Origin of the sequence: Shewanella frigidimarina NCIMB 400 (genome assembly GCF_000014705.1) — a bacterium.
Taxonomy (GTDB): Bacteria; Pseudomonadota; Gammaproteobacteria; order Enterobacterales; family Shewanellaceae; genus Shewanella; species Shewanella frigidimarina.
The window spans coordinates 4,355,225-4,376,850 of record NC_008345.1 but is presented as its reverse complement, the minus strand read 5'-3'; the positions used below and the strand labels follow the sequence as shown (position 1 = coordinate 4,376,850).

The 21,626-nt window shown below is 41.5% G+C and carries 15 protein-coding genes; 14 read left to right on the top strand and 1 reads right to left on the bottom strand.

What is annotated here, in order from left to right:
* Position 1: 1 nt before the first annotated feature.
* A complete protein-coding gene (locus SFRI_RS18950; protein ID WP_011639103.1) occupies positions 2-1,387 on the top strand; it encodes a sigma-54-dependent transcriptional regulator in 1,386 nt (461 codons plus the stop codon).
* Positions 1,388-1,708: 321 nt separating this feature from the next.
* Here the strand turns inward: SFRI_RS18950 and SFRI_RS18945 are convergent, their stop codons facing one another.
* Positions 1,709-2,503, bottom strand: coding sequence for a Crp/Fnr family transcriptional regulator (locus tag SFRI_RS18945; RefSeq protein ID WP_011639102.1), 795 nt, complete (start codon positions 2,501-2,503; stop codon positions 1,709-1,711).
* A gap of 468 nt (positions 2,504-2,971) precedes the next feature.
* Between SFRI_RS18945 and SFRI_RS18940 the strand changes: the two genes are divergently transcribed.
* From SFRI_RS18940 to dauA, 13 genes are all read left to right on the top strand, one after another.
* On the top strand, positions 2,972-3,892 hold the full coding sequence (locus tag SFRI_RS18940; RefSeq protein WP_392342885.1) for a DmsE family decaheme c-type cytochrome: 921 nt from the start codon (positions 2,972-2,974) through the stop codon (positions 3,890-3,892).
* A gap of 14 nt (positions 3,893-3,906) precedes the next feature.
* Positions 3,907-5,916, top strand: coding sequence for an MtrB/PioB family decaheme-associated outer membrane protein (locus tag SFRI_RS18935; protein WP_011639100.1), 2,010 nt, complete (start codon positions 3,907-3,909; stop codon positions 5,914-5,916).
* A 33-nt stretch (positions 5,917-5,949) separates the two neighbouring features.
* On the top strand, positions 5,950-8,466 hold the full coding sequence (locus SFRI_RS18930) for a DMSO/selenate family reductase complex A subunit (protein WP_011639099.1): 2,517 nt from the start codon (positions 5,950-5,952) through the stop codon (positions 8,464-8,466).
* 14 nt (positions 8,467-8,480) lie between these two features.
* Positions 8,481-9,143 carry a DMSO/selenate family reductase complex B subunit gene (locus SFRI_RS18925; RefSeq protein ID WP_011639098.1) on the top strand — a complete coding sequence of 221 codons (663 nt, stop codon included), beginning with the start codon at positions 8,481-8,483 and terminating at the stop codon, positions 9,141-9,143.
* Positions 9,144-9,200: 57 nt separating this feature from the next.
* Entirely contained in the window at positions 9,201-9,860 is a 660-nt protein-coding gene (locus SFRI_RS18920; protein WP_011639097.1) for a TorD/DmsD family molecular chaperone, read from the top strand.
* A gap of 14 nt (positions 9,861-9,874) precedes the next feature.
* Positions 9,875-10,321 carry a hypothetical protein gene (locus tag SFRI_RS18915; RefSeq protein WP_011639096.1) on the top strand — a complete coding sequence of 149 codons (447 nt, stop codon included), beginning with the start codon at positions 9,875-9,877 and terminating at the stop codon, positions 10,319-10,321.
* Positions 10,322-10,524: 203 nt separating this feature from the next.
* Positions 10,525-11,433 (top strand): haloalkane dehalogenase, encoded by a 909-nt coding sequence (locus tag SFRI_RS18910; protein WP_011639095.1) that lies wholly within the window; start codon positions 10,525-10,527, stop codon positions 11,431-11,433.
* A gap of 274 nt (positions 11,434-11,707) precedes the next feature.
* Positions 11,708-13,111 (top strand): TolC family protein, encoded by a 1,404-nt coding sequence (locus SFRI_RS18905; protein WP_011639094.1) that lies wholly within the window; start codon positions 11,708-11,710, stop codon positions 13,109-13,111.
* On the top strand, positions 13,101-14,321 hold the full coding sequence (locus tag SFRI_RS18900) for an efflux RND transporter periplasmic adaptor subunit (protein ID WP_011639093.1): 1,221 nt from the start codon (positions 13,101-13,103) through the stop codon (positions 14,319-14,321). Before SFRI_RS18905 ends, SFRI_RS18900 begins: the two co-directional genes overlap by 11 nt.
* Before the next feature lie 2 nt (positions 14,322-14,323).
* Complete coding sequence (locus tag SFRI_RS18895; RefSeq protein WP_011639092.1) at positions 14,324-17,485, top strand: efflux RND transporter permease subunit; 3,162 nt, start codon at positions 14,324-14,326, stop codon at positions 17,483-17,485.
* 20 nt (positions 17,486-17,505) lie between these two features.
* Positions 17,506-18,198 carry a response regulator transcription factor gene (locus SFRI_RS18890; RefSeq protein ID WP_011639091.1) on the top strand — a complete coding sequence of 231 codons (693 nt, stop codon included), beginning with the start codon at positions 17,506-17,508 and terminating at the stop codon, positions 18,196-18,198.
* A 58-nt stretch (positions 18,199-18,256) separates the two neighbouring features.
* Entirely contained in the window at positions 18,257-19,513 is a 1,257-nt protein-coding gene (locus SFRI_RS18885; protein ID WP_011639090.1) for a sensor histidine kinase, read from the top strand.
* A 287-nt stretch (positions 19,514-19,800) separates the two neighbouring features.
* A complete protein-coding gene (gene dauA / locus SFRI_RS18880; RefSeq protein ID WP_011639089.1) occupies positions 19,801-21,528 on the top strand; it encodes a C4-dicarboxylic acid transporter DauA in 1,728 nt (575 codons plus the stop codon).
* Positions 21,529-21,626 lie beyond the last annotated feature (98 nt).

The following is a 21,626-nucleotide window of genomic DNA, read 5'->3' as shown; positions in this document are numbered from 1 at the left end:
CATGAAACTAGCCAGAAATATTCTGTTAATCGACGACGAAGCTGCATGGTTACGAACACTCGCGATAACCCTTAACCGCCTAGTTCCCGAAGCTGAAATTGACACTTGTGTCGACAGTCGCCAGGTGAGTAGTCGCTTACAGGTTGGCGACTATGCGCTAGTGCTAGTTGATCTCACTATGCCATTTCACTCCGGTGAAGAATTATTAGCGATGATCCGCAGCGATTTCCCTAACACTCGAGTCATTATAGTGACTGGGGTAAATGAGGTTGATACTGCAGTTCGTTGTATTAAGAATGGTGCTTATGACTACTTTATTAAAACAGACAATGTCGATGAACTTGCACGAACAGTTCGCCGTGCACTTGAAGTGGTCGGGCTTGAAAGAAACTACCTTTATATCAAAGAGAAATTTTTAAGCCGAACCTTAGATAACCCGCAAGCATTCAATAACATGTTAACTTGCGAGCCACAGCTATTAGATCAGTTTCGTTATCTTGAAGCCGTATCATGTAGCCCTGAGCCCTTGTTAATTTATGGCGCTAGCGGAACCGGTAAAAGCGAGTTTGCTCAATCTTGCCATGCACTTTATAGCCCTAATGAACCCTTCGTTAGCATTAATCTTGCGGGTATTAGTTGTGAGTCATTTGAGCAAAAAATGTGTGGTCAACTGTATCATCACAATAATGGCGAGCTAGAAGCAGTTGCAGGTTTATTGCATCAAGTGGGCAGTGGGGTACTCTATCTTAATGAAATTGGCACGCTACCATTGGATGCTCAAGTTAAGTTATTAGCGCTGTTAGAAAGCAAACAATATTACCCTTTAGGTAGCGACACTGCCTATCCGGTAAAATGTAAGTTTGTGGTATCAACTCAAGATGATTTACTCAAACTTCATCAAGCAGGTAAGTTTAGGAGCGATCTACTCTACCGTTTACGGGCACATAAAATTAAATTACCGCCATTAGCTGAAAGGCAGTTAGATATTGCGATGTTGATCAATCATTTCATCGCCCTAGCCGCAGCAGAAATGAATTTACCAGCGCCGATTCAACCTGCAGATTTAGCCTCTAGACTAGCCAGTTATGATTTCCCCGGTAATCTACACGAGCTCAAAGGCATGGTATTTGATGCCGTTAGTCGCAGTGATGGCATAGCGCTTAACACCTCTGCTTTTATGGAAGCCATTAATGAACACAAATCATTAACGGCAGTACCGCAAGACCGAATTATCTTTCCTAAACAACTGCCTACCATTGCACAGATGAACCAAGCGTTAATGGACGAAGCCATGAGCCGTACAGCTAACAACCAAACAGCGGCAGCGCAAATATTGGGAATTAGCCAAAGTGCATTAAGCAGGCGGTTGAAGGGCATTAGATGTTAATTTAAATACAACTTATTTATTATTAAAATATGTGAGCGGATATCTAGTTGAAAAGCGATTTTTACAACGATATCAAACCTCGTTGTAAATCGAGAAGGAAAAATGATCAAATGTATGTTTTATTCTACTTTATAGGTGTCTTCAATTAATCCCAATTTTAATTTATTTACATAAAACCCGATTACATCATAATCTATCAACTCATACTAGTTAGTGGTTGTGTTATTATTGTTTCATTGAAGTAGTTTTTATGTTTCATTTAAGTAGTTGTGATGTTTCTAATTAAGGCGCTAGTTTTAACGTTTATCTATAAGTTTTTAATTAATAACTTTTGATTTCAATCATATTTTTTACTTTAAATTTTGACATATTATTCGATTTGCATCCTTGCGCATCTTCCCTACCTAAAGGACAAGGAGAAAGTTCATTAAATAATGTTGTATTAATATTAAACCCCCCTTTTTCTTTGGCTAACATGCCTTTTTTCTTTAAGCTTCCCAGCATTAAGTCTAACTTTATAACGCTAATATGTAAGATGTCAGCAATTTCTTCGCGGGTTAATTTTAAATTGATCGTAAGCCACTTTGATGAAAACGCTGTCTTTAAAGCGACGAGAATATCGAATAGAAACTTAATCAGTTTATCTTCTGGTGATGATGTTAATAAAAAAATAGCCAATGCAGTTTGTCTTTCTGTAAAATAGTTGGCATCAAACATAAAATGAGTAAAAAGCTCAATATCTTTTTTTATTAAGCTTTTAATCAAAGACTTATCGATAAGGATTATCTCGCTATCGCGAGCAACTTTAATGCTTTTACAGCAAGTACAATTGTCTTCTAATAATAAATGATAATCAGTCAACCTGTTAGGGATGATGACATTCACAAATTTAGGTTTGGTGTAGTTGTTGGTCCTTTTTATATAAAATAACAATCCAGATTTTAAATATATAAAATTATTAAGTAAAATATCTTTAGAAATCAACTCTCCTTTCTTTAACGTTTTTAGCTCACCATTTTCTTTAATGAAATTCATTATGTCGGTTTTGACCACGTCAGGAAAGAATATAGTAGACCTGCTTTTTTTTTCAGAACTTAGAGACATAGCAAAAGCCATAAAGTAATACCTTAAATTTCCATTGTATTAAGCTGACATTCTAACATTTAAAACCAAACATTATATAACAAGTTCAAACCCTATTTATATCCAACTTATGTGGTGTCTATCACATATTTCTTTTAGTTGTGATGCGTGACTGATAAGAAAATAAGGTTTGTTTTTTTGTTAAGTAAATCACATGTTATTTATCATTGTTTATACCTATATGTAGGTATTTGAACGCATGTTCTGATTAAATTGGCTCAATAGATTTATAGATGTTAACTGAAAACCAAATAGAGTCCCGGCTAGTTAGTATTGTTTATTTTGGATCTTAAGAATGAAAAATAAGTTTACGATTTTATTTTCTACAATAAATATAGAAACTTACTTTAATGAAGTAATTATTCAACAGGTAAAGACATGAAGGTAAAAAACTCAGATTTAAGGAGGTATTTAACAATGAGGTCTCTCTATCAACTCGCCATGCTCATTGGTTGCGGATTATTGGTAATGCAAAGTGCTCATGCATTACCGTGGGACGATTTAACCGCAGAGCAGTTAGATACAACATTACAACAAAAATTTACTGACGGGAAATATTCTCCTAAAGGGGCAGACTCTTGTCTTATGTGTCATAAAAAAAATGAAAAGGTGATGGATTTATTTAAGGGAACTCACGGAAAGGTCATTTCAGAGGCATCTCCAATGGCGGGCTTACAGTGTGAGGCATGTCATGGCCCACAAGGTAATCATAATCGCGGTGGTAAAGAGCCGATGATAGCTTTTGGTAAAGACAGCAAGCTATCTGCTCCAGCCCAAAATACTGTTTGCCAAGGTTGTCATAATGACCCTAAACAAATGGCGTGGCATACCAGCACTCATAACTTAGAAGAAATTGCTTGTAGTGATTGCCATACCATTCATACAGCGAAAGACCCCGCACTAGATAAATTGAGTGTGAATAACACATGTACCTCATGTCATACCCAACAAAAAGCGGATATGAACAAGCGATCATCGCATCCAATGAAGTGGGACCAAATGACCTGTATTGATTGTCATTCTCCTCATGGCTCAATGAGCGAAAGCGCACTCAATAAACCAACGGTAAATGACACTTGTTATAGCTGTCATGCTGAAAAACGTGGACCTTTCTTGTGGGAACATGCTCCAGTAACAGAAAACTGCGTCTCTTGTCATAACCCTCATGGCAGTGTCAATGACAATATGCTTGAAAGCCGAGCACCACAATTATGTCAGCAATGTCATGCCAATGACGGTCATGCTAGCCGTGTTGTCCCAGAACCTGGTATTGATTCATTTGGTGGCGGCAAAAGTTGTTTGAATTGTCATAGCAAAATTCATGGTTCTAATCATCCTGCTGGCAGTTTGCTACAACGTTAATGGAGAGCAAGTTTATGTCATTTAAATTGAATCTGATCACCATATCCATGATAGCCATGTCATCACCTGTTATGGCTGCTAATTTTGCAGTTGGTAACGCAAACATGGATTCGGTGAATACAAAAAATTATGAGTGTAATCGTTGTATAAGTTCTACGGGGTACCAAGGTGAGGTAACGCTTGCTGCGGGTTATAACGACATTAATGATATTCATGCGGCTAATGCCTTAGGTACTGACAATAACGGCGGTATTGCGGCAGTGAGTGGAAATATCAAATACCAAGGTGAGTCAGGCTATGAAGCGAAGATTCAAGCTTATCAGTTAGGTATGGATAATGGTTTTGCTCATCTATCTGGCGGTCAAGCTGGCTTGTATGAATTTAACTTAGATATTGATTCTATCAAAACCTATCAAGCTGGCGATGTTCAAAGTTCGCTTTGGCACAACAACGGTATGTTGACGCCTAGTGACAGTCTTAATGAATTTGACCTAAATCAACAACGTGAAAAAGTCGGTTTAGGGTTTGAATTTGATCAAGATTTCTATGGTGTATTTGTTAAATATAGCCAAGAAGATAAAACGGGTTACAAGTCTAGTAGTCTCGTATCACCCAGCCCAATAAATTTTGGTTTACCGACAGATTCTACCACTCAACAATTGGATGCTGGTATCCACTTGTCGGGTGATAACTGGTTAACTGAACTGAGTTACTTTGGCAGCTATTATGAAAACAACATCGACAATCTAAGTCTTCCATACGTTAATGACATGTATTCGGCGACACCAGATAATCAAGCTCATCAAGTGTCGTTATCAGGTCAATATCAGCTCCACCGCACTGTGATGAATGGACGTATTGTCGCAGGACGTATGATCCAAGATGAAGATCTTATCCAAATGGCGGGTAATCCACTGCAAAATTGGGACGGTCAAATAGATACGCTAGACGGTCGTTTCGCTCTGACCTCAATGATAACTAATCGATTACGTTTAGGTGGCAGTATTGATTACACCAAGCGAGATAATCAAAGCTCTACCGCCGAGTTTGCTCAATATAACTTTAATAGTTTAACCGGCGCTTTTAGACAAAATACCCCTCGTGATTTGGAACGTAATACTTATAAAGTTAACGCAAGCTATCGCATCGCCAGCGGTTATCGCTTGCAAGCTGGTTATGATCGCAAAGACGTTGATCGTACTTTTAGTGACAGAGAACAAACCAATGACGATAACTTATGGATGAAGTTCAATGTTCGCGCATTAGATAACGTTAACGTTAATCTTAAAGTTGAGCATGCCAATCGCAGTGGATCTGAGTATGAAGCAAGCGACCTAACCTCATCTGAAAGCAACAGTTTATTGCGTAAATACTACTTAGCAGATCGTGACCGCAATGCACTCGAATTCAAGATTGTGCATAACCCAACTGATTGGATGAATCTGGGTATCACAACTCGTTATGCCAAAGACGAATATGACGATACTAAAATTGGATTAACTGAATCAGAAGATTACGGATATGACGTTAATGTAAATATTCAATTTAATCAGTATATAGATGGTTATGTGTTTGGGAGTCAGCAATGGATTAACTCTAATCAAGCAGGCAGTCAAAGCTTTAGTTCATCTGATTGGCAAGACGATATTGAAGATGAATTTATCAATATAGGTACGGGTTTAAGCTACAGCGGTTTAATGCAAGACCGTCTGATAGTAGGGATCGATTATCTATTCAGTAATTCCATTAGTGACACCCTAGTTCACAGTTACATTGGCTCTACAGATACGCGTAGCACTTACGGCGATTATTATTCATATAGTCACAGTGCCAGCATGTATGCAGATTATGCCCTAAGTGAGCAAATGGCACTTAAATTAACTTACCGCTATGAACGCTATTTCGATACTGATGCAGCCAACGTAGGGGTCAATGATATTGCAGGGATGATTACCTTGGGTGATATCAATCATAACTACAACGCACACCAGGTGATGTTGGCGTTTACCTACAAATTGCGCTAAGACGCATCGTTCATGCTACGAGAGGATATATCTATGGAACGTAGAAGTTTTTTAAAAGCAAGTGCCGCACTGAGCTGTGTTGCAACTGTTACTGGTTGTAACACAAGTTCTGATGATGCCAATGTCATACCTCCGACACCGCCAGTCAGTGATGAAACCATTACTTGGTCTGCGTGTTTAGTTAACTGTGGTTCAAATTGTCCTGTTAAGGTATTTAGCAGCGATGGGATTATCACGCGTGTTGAAGCGGATAACGAAACGACTGACGAGTATGGTGTTAATCATCAAATTCGCGCTTGTGCTCGTGGACGTTCTTTACGACAACGCACTTATGCTGCCGATCGTTTAAAAACACCGATGAAACGTGTTGGTAAGCGTGGTGAAGGAAAATTTGTACCCATAAGCTGGGATGAAGCAGCATCCACTATTGCAAGTGAATTACAACGTATTGCAAATGAATACAGCAATAAGTCCATATTAAAGATATATGGTACAGGTGCTTATTATGGATTCTCTAGCTCAAGTTGTTTTAATCGTGTGTTAAATCTCAATGGTGGTTTCCTGAATATTTATGGTAACTATTCGTGGGCACAACAAACTGAAGCTGCCGCTGCAACAGGGTTTAGTAGTACTTCAGGCTCTAACTTGCTAGCACTAAATGATAGTGATTTATTTATTGGCTTAGGCTATAACCCCAGTGAGATGCGTCAGTCTGGATCTGGTGAAGGTTATGACTTTTTAAATGCACTGCAAAAGAACAATGGTTTAGAAGTGATCATGATTGATCCTCGATATACCGACTCAATGGCTGGGAAGGAGGATAACTGGTTCCCAATTCGTCCAGGTACTGATGCAGCGCTATGTGAAGGTATTGCCTATGAAATGATTAGCTCTGGTTGGGTAGATAACCATTCTAAAAACTTTCTAGATAAATTCTGTGTTGGTTACGATAAAGAATCCTTAATTAATTTAAAAGCTGAATTCGAAATCTCTGAAGATCCTGAAAAAAAAGCATATATCCCATACATTAATCCTAATGATAATTACAAAGATTATATTTTAGGTGAGGGTACGTTTATTTCAACTGGCCCTAAAACACCGAGCTGGGCAGCTAAGATCTGTGGTATTTCTGAAACACATATTAAATCAATTGCGACAAAATTGATGAATGCTCGTGCCCCATTCATTGTTGCTGGTGCAGGTATAAACCGACATGCGAATGGTGAACAAGCCATGCGATCTTGCTACATGTTATCTTTCTTAACGGGTAAGGTTGGTCAACCAGGTGTAAGTAATGGTGCTCTTCCAAGTCAAGGAAGTCTCAGCCGAAGTGGAATGTCTGGCTTATCTAACCCGATCAAAGAATCCATTTCTTGCTTCACTTTTCCTGACGCAATAGAACGTGGTCATGAAATGACCACTCGAAAAGACGGGATTAGAGGAACTGCTGACTTAGATACGCCATTGGGCGCTGATACAAAAGCAATTTTCGCGATTAATTCTAATGCGTTAATTAATCAACATTCAGATTCTAATGGCATAGCTAAAATTCTTGAAGATGAAACTAAATGTGAACTCATCGTCGTTTGTGACTGTTGGATGACATCATCAGCTAAATTCGCTGACATTCTACTCCCAGATACCTCTTGGTTAGAGTCAAACGATTTAGTGAATGACAGTTATGCTTCGGGCATCATGGGCTACTTAGTTGCGATGAAAGCCGCCATTAAGCCGTTATGGGAATGTAAATCAATGTACGATATGTGTGCTTTGATTGCTGAGAAAATGGGTAAACTTGGCGAGTACACAGAAGGTAAAGATGAGGCCGGATGGTTAACTGAGCTTTATGAAAAAACGCGTACAAATAGTAATAATGCTAATGCAATTCCTCCTCTTCCTAGTACGTATGAAGAAGCACAAGCACAAGGAGTCTTCCGTGCATTTGATGGTAAAACTGTCGTTGCATTAGAAGACTATATAAATGGCACCGATACGCTAAATACTCCATCAGGGAAAATCGAAATTTTCTCACTTGAGTTAGCTCAAAAGGGTACAGACTGGGAATTTGATAGCACAGTAAAAGGCAATTACATTACTAGCATACCTATGTACCAAGCGACTTGGGAAGGTTATGAGGACAGTGAAACATCAGAGGATTATCCATTTCAATTAGTGGGTTATCATACAAAAGGTCGTACTCACTCTAGTTATCATAATGTTCCTTGGTTACGTGAAGCTGTTGAAGATGCCGTTTGGATGAATCCTGCAGATGCCTACAAGCAAGGCTTAACTCAAGGATCAAAAGCCCTTATTTGGAGTCAACGCGGTACTATTGAACTCCCAGTCAGAGTAACTCCTCGTGTTGCGCCAGGTGTTCTCGCTCTTGGCCAAGGAGCTTGGTACACACCAGATCCTTCAGGAAGAGTCGGTCCATCTGGCCATATTATTGATATTGGTGGATGTATTAACACTCTTACCCGTTACCAGCCTAGCCCTTTGGCAAAAGGTAATCCACAGCACACAAATCGCGTACAAATTGCTAGCGCTTGATGGAGTAATTAAAAATGACAGAACAAACTCAATATGGTTTTTATTTAGATACCACCAAGTGCACAGGTTGTAAAGCGTGTCACATATCTTGTAAAGATAGACAAGGTGATATTATTCGCAAAACTAATCCAATTGAACAAGGTGTACCGGCATTAGAAGGTATTAACTGGCGCCGAGTATATGAATATGGTGGTGGTGATTGGTCTACTAATGCTGACGGTAGTTTCGAGCAAAATGTTTTCTCTTATTACACCTCTATTAGCTGTAATCATTGTAACGAGCCTGTATGTGTAAAAGCATGTCCTACTGGTGCCATGCATAAGCGTCGTGAGGATGGGTTAGTTCTTGTTCATACAGACTTATGTATTGGTTGTAATAGTTGCGCTGAGGCTTGCCCATATGACGCTCCACAATTAGATCCCCAACGGAAAGTAATGACTAAGTGTGATGGTTGTTACGATAGATTAGCACAAGGAAAGCAGCCCATTTGTGTTGGTTCATGCCCATTACGTGCATTGGATTTTGATACGATGGAAAACTTACGTGCTAAGTATGGTAATGGCGACGGACATATAGCACCACTACCACCACAAAGTATTACCTCACCAAACTTGATCATAAAAGCAAACAAGAACGGTGGCCGCCAAGGTGAAGTGTTGAACTACTCTGAAGTTTAATACTAATCATTAAGTATGATGCCCCCATGGGCATCATACTATATAAAGGAAGGCATAATGACCGACACAACAACGAATATATATCTTGAACTTCATGCTATTGCTCGCTTATTACATAATGTGTTTTTAGATTATCCGACTGTAGATTCTATCCAGTATTTCAATGATAACCAGCTTGATCAAAACTGGCCAGTATTGATAGGATCTGAAGCGAACCAAAAAGGTAAGGTTTTATTAAGTCAATTTATATCGCAATGGCAACCAGACCAAATTAACGAAGTGAAACTGGATTATGGCCAATTATATTTTGGACCCGGAGAACCTAATGCAATGCCATGGGGCTCGGTATATTTAGGTGAACAACAAATTCTTAATGATCAATCCACCATTCAATTGATGAGTTTTTATAAAAAGTTTGGTATTAGCTTTGACTTAAAGTACAACCAACCAATAGATCATATTTCTCTATTCTATTCAGTAATCGATCAGCTGTTACAGCAATTATTAGATGAACCCAATAACAAATTGGCAAAAGAAGCATTAATCATATTATTACAGCAACATATGCTGCCATGGTCTGGGCGCTGCCATGAGTTAGCAATTGAATATGCACAAACTGATTTTTATAAGGCTATTGCTCTGCTTTCCCAAGATTTTGAATCAGTACTTGCTTCCACCATGAATGTGGTGCCTATGCCAATGCGTTTATTTCGTTAAATAAGGTGTTTAATATGAATGTGATTAGGTCTGTTTCAGAACAATGGCATAAAGCAGAGTTTGCTCACCAATTACATATCTATTTAAGTCAAGAGCAAGTTATCAACGATTTATTCGTGGGTGCGACAAATAAAGCTACTATATGTAATATTATTGCAGCCATGATTGAGTCACCGATAAAACTAAATGATGAAAAATATAAAATAGATCAAAATTCAATTTTCGATTGTTTTTTTCAATGTTTTCATTTGCTTTTTATTAAAGAAGTTGAACATCACAGTTTGACCCAAGCTGAACAGTTAATTCTATCTATTTCAGTTTATTTCGCCAATAAGATAAATCAACAACCAGACAGTGTTGATATAAGTGATCTTCAAAAGAGTGCTCATATTATTACAGCAATGTCTCGGCTTGAAATAGTTCGTAAAGAACATCGTAAATCACAATGTAATATGGGTTGAAGTTGATCTTTTTACTTAGTCATAAAAAACTTTTCTACGATAGAAGTTTCGTGTAGTTAATAAAACACGAAAGTCATTTAAGTTCAATTAGTGTTAGAAATCTCAACCACTCTTCGTTACTTAATTATTAGCGTTGTAGTGCATGCAATAAAAAGCTGACTCATAGAGTTGATTTATTTTATAAAAAAGGAAAGTAGATAGTTATGGAATTTTTACGAACAGATGATAGTTATTTTGTTAACTTACCAGGATATCCGTTTACACCTAATTACCTATTAGTGGACGATACTGAAGGAGGCCAGTTACGGATTCATTATCTTGATGAAGGAGACAAAGATGCTGAGCCAATATTATTACTGCATGGAGAGCCTTCATGGAGTTTTTTATATCGTAAAATGATCCCGATCCTTGTTGAAGCTGGTTATCGCGTTATTGTTCCTGACATTATTGGATTTGGCCGTTCAGATAAGCCAAGTAAACGTTCTGATTATACTTATCAACGTCATGTTGATTGGATGAAATCATTCGTTTTACAACTTGAATTAACCAACATTACTTTGGTATGCCAAGACTGGGGCGGCTTAATCGGGCTGCGTATGGCAGCTGAAGATATTCCACGCTATACCGGTATTGTTGCAGCAAACACCATGTTACCCACGGGTGATGAAGAAACTAATGATGCATTTATGAAGTGGTTTAACTACTCGCAAGAATCGGTTGATTTCCCTGCAGGACAAATGATAAATGGTGCATCTGTTTCTGATTTATCAGATGACGTTATTGCAGCATATGACGCCCCATTCCCTGATGAAACATACAAAACTGGTGCACGTGAATTTCCTTTGTTAGTGCCTATTACGCCTGATGATCCAGCAACACTTAAAAACCGTGCAGCATGGAAAGTTTTATCTCAGTGGAACAAGCCATTTTTGACCGCATTTAGTGACTCTGATCCTATCACTGCCGGTGGTGATAAAATGATGCAAGAAATAATACCGGGCACAAAAGGGCAAAAACACACCACTATTGTGAATGCTGGCCATTATTTACAAGAAGAGCAGGGTGAAGTATTAGCTAAAGTAATCGTTAATTTTATTGCTGATAATCGTTAACGCGTCCTGTAGCCAAGTTCGATAATTGCTTAACAATAATAATGGTATCCATTATTAACATGCTTATCTTGATGGCTATATGTTCTGTAGGGGCATATAGCTGCTATTTATCATGATTAGCTTATGGTTTTATTGAACCATATTGATGTTTAATGCTAACGTTTTATCTCTATATTCAATTTCACTATTTATTCTCACCTTAACCTCTCCTTAACCCGCCCATCGGTATGCTTGCTCCATTATTGTGTAATACACAAGTTGGGAGAAGCACTTGATGATGGTAAAACCGGCGCGACGACACGCAATGCTGGCACTGATTGTAGTGAGCTTGTTGGGCTGCAGTACTGTCGATAATAGCAATTACATCGACCAAGCTAGCCAAGCACAAGCAAAAACAAGCCAGCAGTTAATTGAACAGCTATTAGCCACCAAAAACACACAAGGTGTGCCGTCGCAATCGTTAGCGCGACTCACTGATTTAATCAATGTGCCTGAACTGCAAACCTTTATATCAGCCGCATTGCAAAATAATCCCAGCCTACAACAAAGCGTAGTGGCGTTAAATATGGCCTATGCTCAACACGGTATTACCTCTGCTAGTCGTTTACCATCTGTGGATGCCAGTTTTAGCGGTACTTCAACCGAAGACAGTGATGACAGTTACACTACTGATATTACCGTGAGTTGGGAGCTGGATTTATGGCAAAAAATTGCTGACAGCAGTAATGCTGCGCTAAAAGACATTGCCAGCACACAAGCCAGTTTACAGAGCGCACAAGATTTAGTGGTGGCCAACGTAATGCGCAGCTGGTTAGACATTAGCCTTAAGCAACAACTCGTGGCGATTGAGACTCAGCGCTTAGCGGTATTAGATAACAACCAAGCCCTTATTTTAGCGCGGTATCGCGTCGGTTTAGGCAGTTTAGAAGATCTGGATAATGCCACTACCAGCGTCGCCAGTACGCAAGCAACATTAGTGGATTATCAAGAACAGCTCGCACAAAGTCGCCGTAACTTAACCTTGCTAACAGGGCAGTGGACCGGCAGTGATGTCAGTGTCGATATTAGCGCCCAGTTCCCTACGGTTCTCAATCCAATCGATTCACTCGGTCAGCAAAACCTTGGGCGTCGTCCAGACATAAAAACCGCATTTTACAATATCGAAGCAGAATCATTACGTACCGATGCCGCCTATAAAGCCATGTTGCCATCCATTAGTTTATCCGCCAGTTTGAGTGATATGGCGCAGTCGCCAAGTGATGCACTACTCACTGGACCACTATGGAGCGTACTTGGACAGTTATCTGCACCTTTGTTTCAAGGGGGAAAGTTAACATCACAAGCGGAGTTGGCACGTTTAACGACTCAGCAGCGCTATTGGGTCTACCAAGAAACCTTATTAAATGCGGTTAACGAGGTCGAAAATAGCGTTGGCCAAGAGTATTCCCTCGCCAAACAACAACAGCACTTAACCGATGCGCAGCTTAGTGCCCAACGCAGCTTTGTCAGTTATGAGCAAAAGTATCGCCAAGGCTTAGTCGATATTTTTGATTTACTGACCGTGCAACAGCAAACCTTTGATGTTGAAGCGCAACTTGTTACTACCATTTACAACCGTCTCATAAACCGAATTGATTTAGGCTTAGCGCTAGGTCTAGGAGTCTCGCATGAAGCTTAACCGTGTAAACGTCATCGTCACTGTATTGTCACTGGGCAGTATTGCCGTTGCGTTAGGCTATACCGCAGCGCAGTTACCACCTCCAGCGAATAAAAAAGCGCCTACTGCTGAACAGTCTGTCAAACCTGTCACGACTAGTGCGGCGGTATCACTATTGCCGCAAGTGGGCGTTGTTGTGGTTAATGGCCAAGAATATCAAGCAGAAGTGGTTGGATTTGGTGAAGCAAGGCCACGTTATGAGCTAACACTTAGCGCCGAAGTCAGTGGCAAAATCACACAGGTTAATCGTCAATTTGAGTCAGGACAGGTGATCAAAAAAGGGGCTTTGTTAGGTAAAATTAACGACACCAGTTATCAACAAGCGTTAACCCAAGCACAAACCGATGTTGCTCAAGCGGAACTCGATTTATTAGAAGAACAACGCCAAGGTGAGCAAGCTAAAGCAGAATGGCTTCGTTCAGGTTTGTCTGGCGAGCCAGCCTCTCCACTAGTATTAAGAACGCCGCAATTAGCCCAAGCAACTGCGGCGCTAGATAACGCCAAACAAGCACTTAAAAAAGCGCAACAAGACGTAAGTTATACCCACATTACCGCACCGTTTGATGCGCTGGTGGTGAGCCGCGATATTCAGCCAGGCAGCTACGTGCAAACCGGCAGCCAGCTTGGCACTTTATACAGCGTGGCCGAAGTTGAAATCAGCGTACCGTTGTCTGAACTGCAATGGCAAAACCTACCTGCATTTGATAATGCACAGCTGGTTAAAGCGCCGTGGGATGTGACTTTGTTCAGCGCCGATGGTCTACATCAATGGCAAGGTTACATTGAACGTGTCGAGCAACATTTAACTCAAACTAGCCGCCAACGTTCATTAATTGTGGTGGTCGATAACCCACTGCTACAAACAACGGATCTGTATCCTGGCACCTTTGTTAAAGCACATATTAACGGTAAATCATTAAGCAATATATGGCAGTTACCTTCATCTGCTATTTCACAACAAGGTGATATCTGGTTTGTTGACGACCAAGGGTTATTGGCTAAAGCACCTGCGACAGTCGCCTTTGAAAAAGACGGTTTTGTATATGTGTCGCCCATTGTCACTGAGCAAACTAATGAGCAAAAAAATCAGCCTAGTGTCATGCAAATTGTTAAACGTCCTTTAAGCAGCTTTAAAGTCGGCACTAAGGTGCTTGCTAAGGTAGAGGTGTAGCCATGTCGGGATCTCTATCTACACACAAAGGAGCAATAGCCTGGTTTGCCAGAAACTCAGTAGCGGCTAACTTATTGCTCATTGGCATGATCATCGTGGGGCTTTTTTCATTAGGCAGCTTACGCAAAGAGGCTTTTCCGAGTTTAGAGCCCGACCGCGTGACTGTGTCAGTCACTTACGACAGTGGCGACCCAGTGTTAGCAGAAGAAGGCATCGCAATTAAAATCGAAGATGCCTTAGAAACGGTGCCGGGCATAAAGCGGATTACCTCAACATCCAATGCCAATGGCAGCAGTGTGATGATTGAGAAAACCAGCTCTTATGACTTAGACACCTTGCTCACTGACATTAAAACCAATGTTGATGCAATTTATAACTTTCCTAGCGAAGCTGAAAACCCTGTTATCGATAAAATGCGCATGCAAGACCATGCCTTGTGGATTGAGATTTATGGCGATGCCGACCGCGCGACGTTACAAGCTTTAGCGGAACAACTTAAATCGGATTTACTCAGCCAAGATGCCATTCATGATCTGGAAATTAAAGCCAAAGCCGAGCCGATGATTTCTATCGAAGTTGACGAAGCCAAGCTGCAAGCTTATGGATTGACGTTAGCGTCAGTCGCAAGTGCAGTGAACGCCGAGTCATCAGCGTCTATTTCGACCAGCTTATACAACGATGATAAAACCGTGCGTTTGAAAGTGGCTCAACAAGCTTATCAACTGCAAGATTTTATGGCGATTCCAGTTATCACCAATAGCCAAGGCTCGATGATTACACTGGGCGATATTGCCACAGTGAAAGACGGCTATGCCGACGACACCTTTGTGTTGTCGCGTTATAACCAAGCAAACTCAAGCGCCATTGAAATTGTGATGGATGAAAATGGCGATATCGTTAATATTGTCGAGCAAGCTAAGCAAGTCGTTGAGAAATGGCGTAATGCTAATGCGTTGCCCGATGGTGTAAATATTGCCACTTGGCATGACAAAAGTACTCTGATTACCGAACGCTTAAGCTTGCTAGTTAAAAATGCCCTCAGTGGTATCGCATTAGTGTTTATTATTTTGGCGTTGTTTTTAAACTTGCGCGTGGCGTTTTGGGTTGCCGCAGGTTTGCCGTTTGTGTTCTTCGGCACCTTGTTTTTTATGAGCAATACTTTTGCTGGTTTAACCCTAAATGAAATGACCACCTTTGGCTTTATTATGGCGCTGGGGATTGTGGTCGATGACGCCGTGGTAGTGGGTGAGAGTGTTTATACCACTCGGCAAAAATACGGCGACAACATCGACAACACCATCAAAGGTACCTTAAAAGTCGCGACCCCAACCATATTTGGTGTGTTAACTACCGTGGTTGCCTTTGTCGCTTTGGCCAACGTAGAAGGCCGTTTAGGCCAAATTTATGCCCAGTTTGGTACCGTTGTTGCCATCTGTTTGATGCTGTCGTTAATTGAATCTAAGTTTATTTTACCGTCGCATTTAGCCCATATTAATACTCAAAAAAGTGCCAAAAAATCATGGTTTAACCATATTCAACACGCCGCGGACAGTGGCTTGAAGTGGTTTAGTCGCGTAATTTACCAACCCGTTATTGAGTTTGCACTGCGGTTTCGTTATGCCGTGGTATTGATGTTTATTGCAATGTTTATTTTGGTTGCCGGAATGCCGTTAACGGGTAGCGTGCGAGTGGCTTTTTTCCCTGATATTGCTGGCGACACAGTCGTAGCTGACTTTTCAATGCAAAACGACGCCAGTTTTGGCCAAACCTATAAAAATTTAATGACCTTAGAACGCGCTGCTAAACGAGTGGATGCAGAGCTGGTGGCTCAACGACAAGACGGTGACAACGACCAAGACAGCTATTTAACCAGTTTGCACATTATGGCAAGCAGCAGTGACACTGGCCAAGTGCAGGTCGAGTTGGCAACCAACAGCCCTTATACCCTTAAAGAGTTTACTCAAAAGTGGACTGAACAAGTTGGCCAAATGGAAGGCATTAAAAAACTTAAAGTATTATCGAAAAAAGAAATGCTCGATAACTTTAAAGTAGAGATTAAAGCCAGTGATACAGAGTCTGTATTCGCTGCTGGCCAAGCACTAAAAGCCGCAATAGAAGTGATGGACGGTGTGAGTGGCATTGACCACAATCTAGATGCAGGCGACCCACAATATCGCTTTGAATTAACAGCGCAAGGGCGCGCATTAGGATTTGATACCGAAACCTTGTCGAGTCAGATATTGCAGTCATTTGGCGGCGGAGTGGTACAACGTTTTCAGCGTGGTAAAGACGAAGTGAAAGTGCGCGTTCGTTACCCCGATGAAGATCGTCAAACTTTTGAAGATATTCAGCTTGCCAATGTGAGAACCAGCGACGGGACTATTGTGCCGTTGAGTCACGTAGCCCAGATTTTTAATGATTATCAACCGTCGAATATTACCCGTATCGACAGCCAGCGGGCGGTATACATCAGTGCGGTATTAGACAAAGATAAAATTGCTTCAAATGAGTTGGTTAGCCAGCTTAAGCAAACATTGGTATCGCAGTTAGAAGTACAGTACCCAGGTGTGAGTTTCAATTTTGCCGGCGAAGCTGAACAGCAAGCAGAAACCACAAGCTCGATAGAATCGATGTTTGTGCTGGCGCTGATTGCCATTTATGCCTTGTTAGCCATTCCGTTAAAGTCGTATATACAGCCAGTGATAATCATGACTGCAATTCCGTTTGGTATTGTGGGCGCAATTTTAGGCCATTGGTTGAATGACTTAACCATTAGTATTTTGTCGTTAAACGGTATTTTGGCCTTAAGTGGCGTGGTGGTAAACGACAGCTTGTTACTGGTGTCGCGTTATAACGAATTAATTAACGAAGAAGGCATGTCGGTACACGATGCAATTGTTGAGTCATGCACCGGAAGACTTCGAGCGGTATTGCTTACCTCGGTGACCACCTTTGCGGGCTTAGCGCCATTATTAGGTGAAACCTCGTTACAAGCGCAGTTTTTAATTCCTGCCGCAGCGGCGCTAGGGTATGGTATTTTATTTGCTACCTTTATCACCTTGATTTTGACGCCATCTTTGCTGTTAATTCAATGCGAGTCGAAGGCTTTTATGCATAACCTGATGACCAAACTGCGCCCAAATCGTGACGTGGCAACGTCGTGATCAACCAAGGAATTAGTGACATGAACACCGACAAACTGCAATTGTTACTGGTTGAAGATGACCTCGACTTAGCTACGGCGGTGATCGAGTATTTAGAGCTAGAAGATATTCTTTGTGACCATGCCGCCAATGGGCAAGTTGGGCTTAATTTAAGTTTGCAGAATCAATACGATGTGGTGATTTTAGATTTAAACTTACCCAAAATGAATGGGTTGCAAGTGTGCGAGTCGTTGCGCATGCAAGGTATGGATGTGCCAGTGTTAATGCTGACAGCCCAAGACACGTTAGACGATAAGCTAACTGGCTTTGCTAAAGGGGCGGATGATTATTTGGTGAAACCCTTTGCCATGGAAGAACTCATTGTGCGGACGCGAGTGTTAGCGCGTCGGCGCAGTGGCCAAGTCATGCGCTTATCTGTCGGTGACTTAACCTTAGATTTACAACAAAAGCAGGCGTATCGCGCCAATGAGTTAGTAAAGTTATCGCCGACCGCGTTTAAGATTTTAGACGTGCTAATGCGAACAAGCCCTAATCCGGTGTCGCGTGAAAAGCTCATGCAAAGTGTGTGGGGCGATGATCAACCTGACAGTAACAGCTTAAAAGTACATATTTTTAATTTGCGAAAACAGCTTGATGCTGAGCATGACGTAAAGTTACTGCACACGATTAGTGGCCATGGCTTTGCCATTAAAGACGCAGAGCTTTCATCATAGCGCTGACTACATAATGTTTTGATTTAAATTACGACAGCAATAGGAATACCCCTACGTCATGAAATTAAGACCGAGTCTGCGAATTTTTGTGCTGCTGGTAATGTTATTTACTGGCATTAGCACCATTTTAATTTTATCGGCATTGAGCGTGCATTATTATATCTCTGGCATGGACAAAGTCATGCTGGCGACGATGTATGCGCATGGACAAGAGCAAGTTGTAACCGACGGACACCCTAGCAAATCACAATTGTTTACTGTCGCCAGTCGTTGGCAGGATTTACCAAAAGATATTCAACTACACATTAAGCAGGAGCCCAGCGAGTTTAATGTGTTACACAAAAATATTATTGGCGGTTCACCGTTAAAACCACCAGAAAAAGGCTTTTTTGTCATCAAAGTGCTTAAAGGTGACCAGATCCGTTATGTCTCGAGCATTTTAGATAAAAAAATGGGCAATATTCCTCCGCCCAAAGATAAACCCTTTTTTCTGGTGATTCTTGCTACCGCCATTTTTAGTATTGTGATGTTTACGCTGATATTGCTGTTAATGATGCGCAAAGTGACTTTGCCGATTGAGCGCCTAAAAAATTGGGCCAAAGAGTTAGATAGCAAACAACTAGCAGACCCTGCGCCAGATTTTCATTACAGCGAGCTAAACACATTAGCCAATATTGTTAAAACCAGTTTAGGTACTGTGCAGGAAAGCTTAGATCGCGAGCAACAATTCTTAGGTTATGCCAGCCATGAATTACGCACCCCAATAGCGGTGATCCGTACCAATACTGAATTACTGCAAAAGCTGATAAGCAAAGGCGGTAGCGCTGAAAAACAAGCTCAAGTCGTTAACCGCATCGAACGTGCTGGGCTCACCATGACCGATCTCACCGAAACCTTATTGTGGTTAACACGCCGTGAAGGTAAAAGTTTGCCGTTAAAAGAGGTGAATTTAGGTCAGCTTATTCGCCAGCTAGTGCAAGATTTAAGGTATTTAATCCACGGCAAAAATATTGAAATCAGCATTGAAACCGATGACTCTGCTCACCAACTCCCTGACACGCTATGCCGGATAATTATTACCAACCTCATCCGCAACGCTTTACAGCACACTGTTGAAGGTAGTGTGACTATTCGCCAGTCAGCCACATCGGTAAGCATCGCTAATCAGTGTAAGTCTTATGCTAATAGCTTTGAAGAGTTAGGCTTTGGCTTAGGGCTTGAGTTAACGACCAGACTTATTTCGCAATACGACTGGGATTATCAAAATATAGATACTAATCGCGGCCGCAAAGTGTCTATTGATTTTAGCCGTTAACGTTTAAGCCGTTAAGATTGGCCTTTGATTAGCGACTAAGATTAGGCAGCCAACTGTTGTGTGCATTCTTAATAAACACCACCGAAGCCACCGCAATAATCGGTGGCTTTTTTGCGCGAGTCATCAGAGCCAGTGGATCTTATTACCTCTATTTAGATAAATTTTATATTATAATGTGATGATAATTATATTATCATCAAGTGTTAACTTAATTCGATTGTACTGTAAGGTAATCGGCCTATAATGAGGGGTATCTTGACGCCGTACTAGGTTATGGGATCGCCGCAATGAAATACCGCACACATTTATTTTCTCTTCGTATCGGGCATGCACTCCGAGAGTCTTTAAAAGACGCTCCCTACAATGCCAATGCATTCACTAAAGATTTATTAGCCGGCTTAACTGTTGGCATTATTGCTATTCCATTAGCAATGGCGCTTGCGATTGCCATTGGGGTCGCGCCGCAATACGGGTTGTATACTGCGATTATTGCTGGGTTTGTTATTCCGCTCACCGGTGGCTCACGTTATAGCGTGTCTGGCCCTACCGCCGCATTTGTGGTGATCCTCTATCCCATCGTGCATCAATATGGTCTGTCTGGTTTATTGCTGGCCAGCATGTTATCCGGACTAATGTTGATTATCATGGCGTTGTTTCGCTTAGGGCGTTATATCCAATATATTCCCGAATCAGTCACGTTAGGGTTTACGGGTGGTATTGCCGTGGTGATTGCAGTGCTGCAAGTTAAAGACTTTTTTGGTCTAACTATTACCGAGATGCCAGAAAGTTTTGTCGGTAAAGTAGCTACCTTAGTTCAAGAAATTCCTAGTTTTTCGGGGCCGACATTACTGGTGGGATTAAGCACATTAGTGGTGTTTATTTTGTGGCCAAAACTCAAGTTGGCGGTACCCGCACATCTTCCTGCAGTGGTTGTGGCGAGTATTGTGGCGCTGGTACTAAATCAACTCGGTTTTCATGTGGCGACCATTGGATCTACGTTCAGTTTCACCCTAGCCGATGGCTCAATCGGTGCAGGTATTCCCTCTATGCTGCCTGACTTTGAATGGCCCTGGCTTCGCGCGCAATCGGGTGAAGTGCCATTGGTACTCACTTGGCAATTAGCCAGTGACCTATTGTCTGCCGCCTTTGCTATCGCCATGTTAGGTGCCATTGAATCGTTACTGTGCGCAGTGGTGCTAGACGGCATGTCAGGTAAAAAGCACAGCGCCAATAGCGAGTTACTTGGTCAAGGTATCGGTAATATTATCGCGCCATTTTTTGGCGGTATTACCGCGACTGCTGCCATCGCTCGTTCGGCGGCTAACTATAAGTCGGGGGCGGTAAGCCCAATCGCGGCCATGATCCATGCGCTGGTGGTGTTAGTGTCTTTATTATCGCTCAGCACTGTTTTAGCTTATATCCCCATGGCGGGCATGTCGGCGCTGCTTATTATGGTGGCTTGGAACATGAGTGAAGCGCCTAAGATTGTCCATCTTGTTAAAAAAGCCCCTGCCAGTGAAATACTGGTGTTGATGGTGTGCTTGTTACTGACCATATTTTTTGACATGGTGATTGCGATCAGTGCTGGGATCATTTTGGCGTCGTTATTATTCATGAAACAAGTGGCCGACATGACCAAGGTGCAAGACATTAGCGAGCAGAAAAAGCACATTCATGTTGAGTTACCGCCACGCTGGAAAGTGTTTAAAATTAATGGGCCATTGTTTTTTGCTGCTGCCGACAGTGTGTTTGGTGAGTTGGCGCATTTGAGTGGCGACCAGGATGGGGTGGTGTTGTATTTTGACGGGGTGTCTATTTTAGACTCTGGTGGCGTTTCGGCGCTGTATAAGTTTATTGATAAATGTAAGCGTGATAATACTCGAGTCTTGTTGGCCGATTTTCAATTTCAGCCACTTAAAACCTTAGCCAAAGCAGGGTTTAAGCCAGATGGTGTGCAATGTGTGACATATTCTACGCTGGCAGATGCACTTGATGATGTGGTGGCTGGAGCTTAAACACACCATAAAAGGCTGACAAACCAGTATGGTGTTTTCGATAAACTCGCTACGATAACGCTTTGTGAGTTATAGGGCTGGTTTAGCAACTTCGATAT

Coding starts and splice junctions, on each gene's coding strand:
- SFRI_RS18950 (WP_011639103.1), top strand. CDS start 2: ATGAAACTAGCCAGAAATATTCTGTTAATCGACGACGAAGCTGCATGG.
- SFRI_RS18945 (WP_011639102.1), bottom strand. CDS start 2,503: ATGGCTTTTGCTATGTCTCTAAGTTCTGAAAAAAAAAGCAGGTCTACT.
- SFRI_RS18940 (WP_392342885.1), top strand. CDS start 2,972: ATGCTCATTGGTTGCGGATTATTGGTAATGCAAAGTGCTCATGCATTA.
- SFRI_RS18935 (WP_011639100.1), top strand. CDS start 3,907: ATGTCATTTAAATTGAATCTGATCACCATATCCATGATAGCCATGTCA.
- SFRI_RS18930 (WP_011639099.1), top strand. CDS start 5,950: ATGGAACGTAGAAGTTTTTTAAAAGCAAGTGCCGCACTGAGCTGTGTT.
- SFRI_RS18925 (WP_011639098.1), top strand. CDS start 8,481: ATGACAGAACAAACTCAATATGGTTTTTATTTAGATACCACCAAGTGC.
- SFRI_RS18920 (WP_011639097.1), top strand. CDS start 9,201: ATGACCGACACAACAACGAATATATATCTTGAACTTCATGCTATTGCT.
- SFRI_RS18915 (WP_011639096.1), top strand. CDS start 9,875: ATGAATGTGATTAGGTCTGTTTCAGAACAATGGCATAAAGCAGAGTTT.
- SFRI_RS18910 (WP_011639095.1), top strand. CDS start 10,525: ATGGAATTTTTACGAACAGATGATAGTTATTTTGTTAACTTACCAGGA.
- SFRI_RS18905 (WP_011639094.1), top strand. CDS start 11,708: ATGATGGTAAAACCGGCGCGACGACACGCAATGCTGGCACTGATTGTA.
- SFRI_RS18900 (WP_011639093.1), top strand. CDS start 13,101: ATGAAGCTTAACCGTGTAAACGTCATCGTCACTGTATTGTCACTGGGC.
- SFRI_RS18895 (WP_011639092.1), top strand. CDS start 14,324: ATGTCGGGATCTCTATCTACACACAAAGGAGCAATAGCCTGGTTTGCC.
- SFRI_RS18890 (WP_011639091.1), top strand. CDS start 17,506: ATGAACACCGACAAACTGCAATTGTTACTGGTTGAAGATGACCTCGAC.
- SFRI_RS18885 (WP_011639090.1), top strand. CDS start 18,257: ATGAAATTAAGACCGAGTCTGCGAATTTTTGTGCTGCTGGTAATGTTA.
- dauA (WP_011639089.1), top strand. CDS start 19,801: ATGAAATACCGCACACATTTATTTTCTCTTCGTATCGGGCATGCACTC.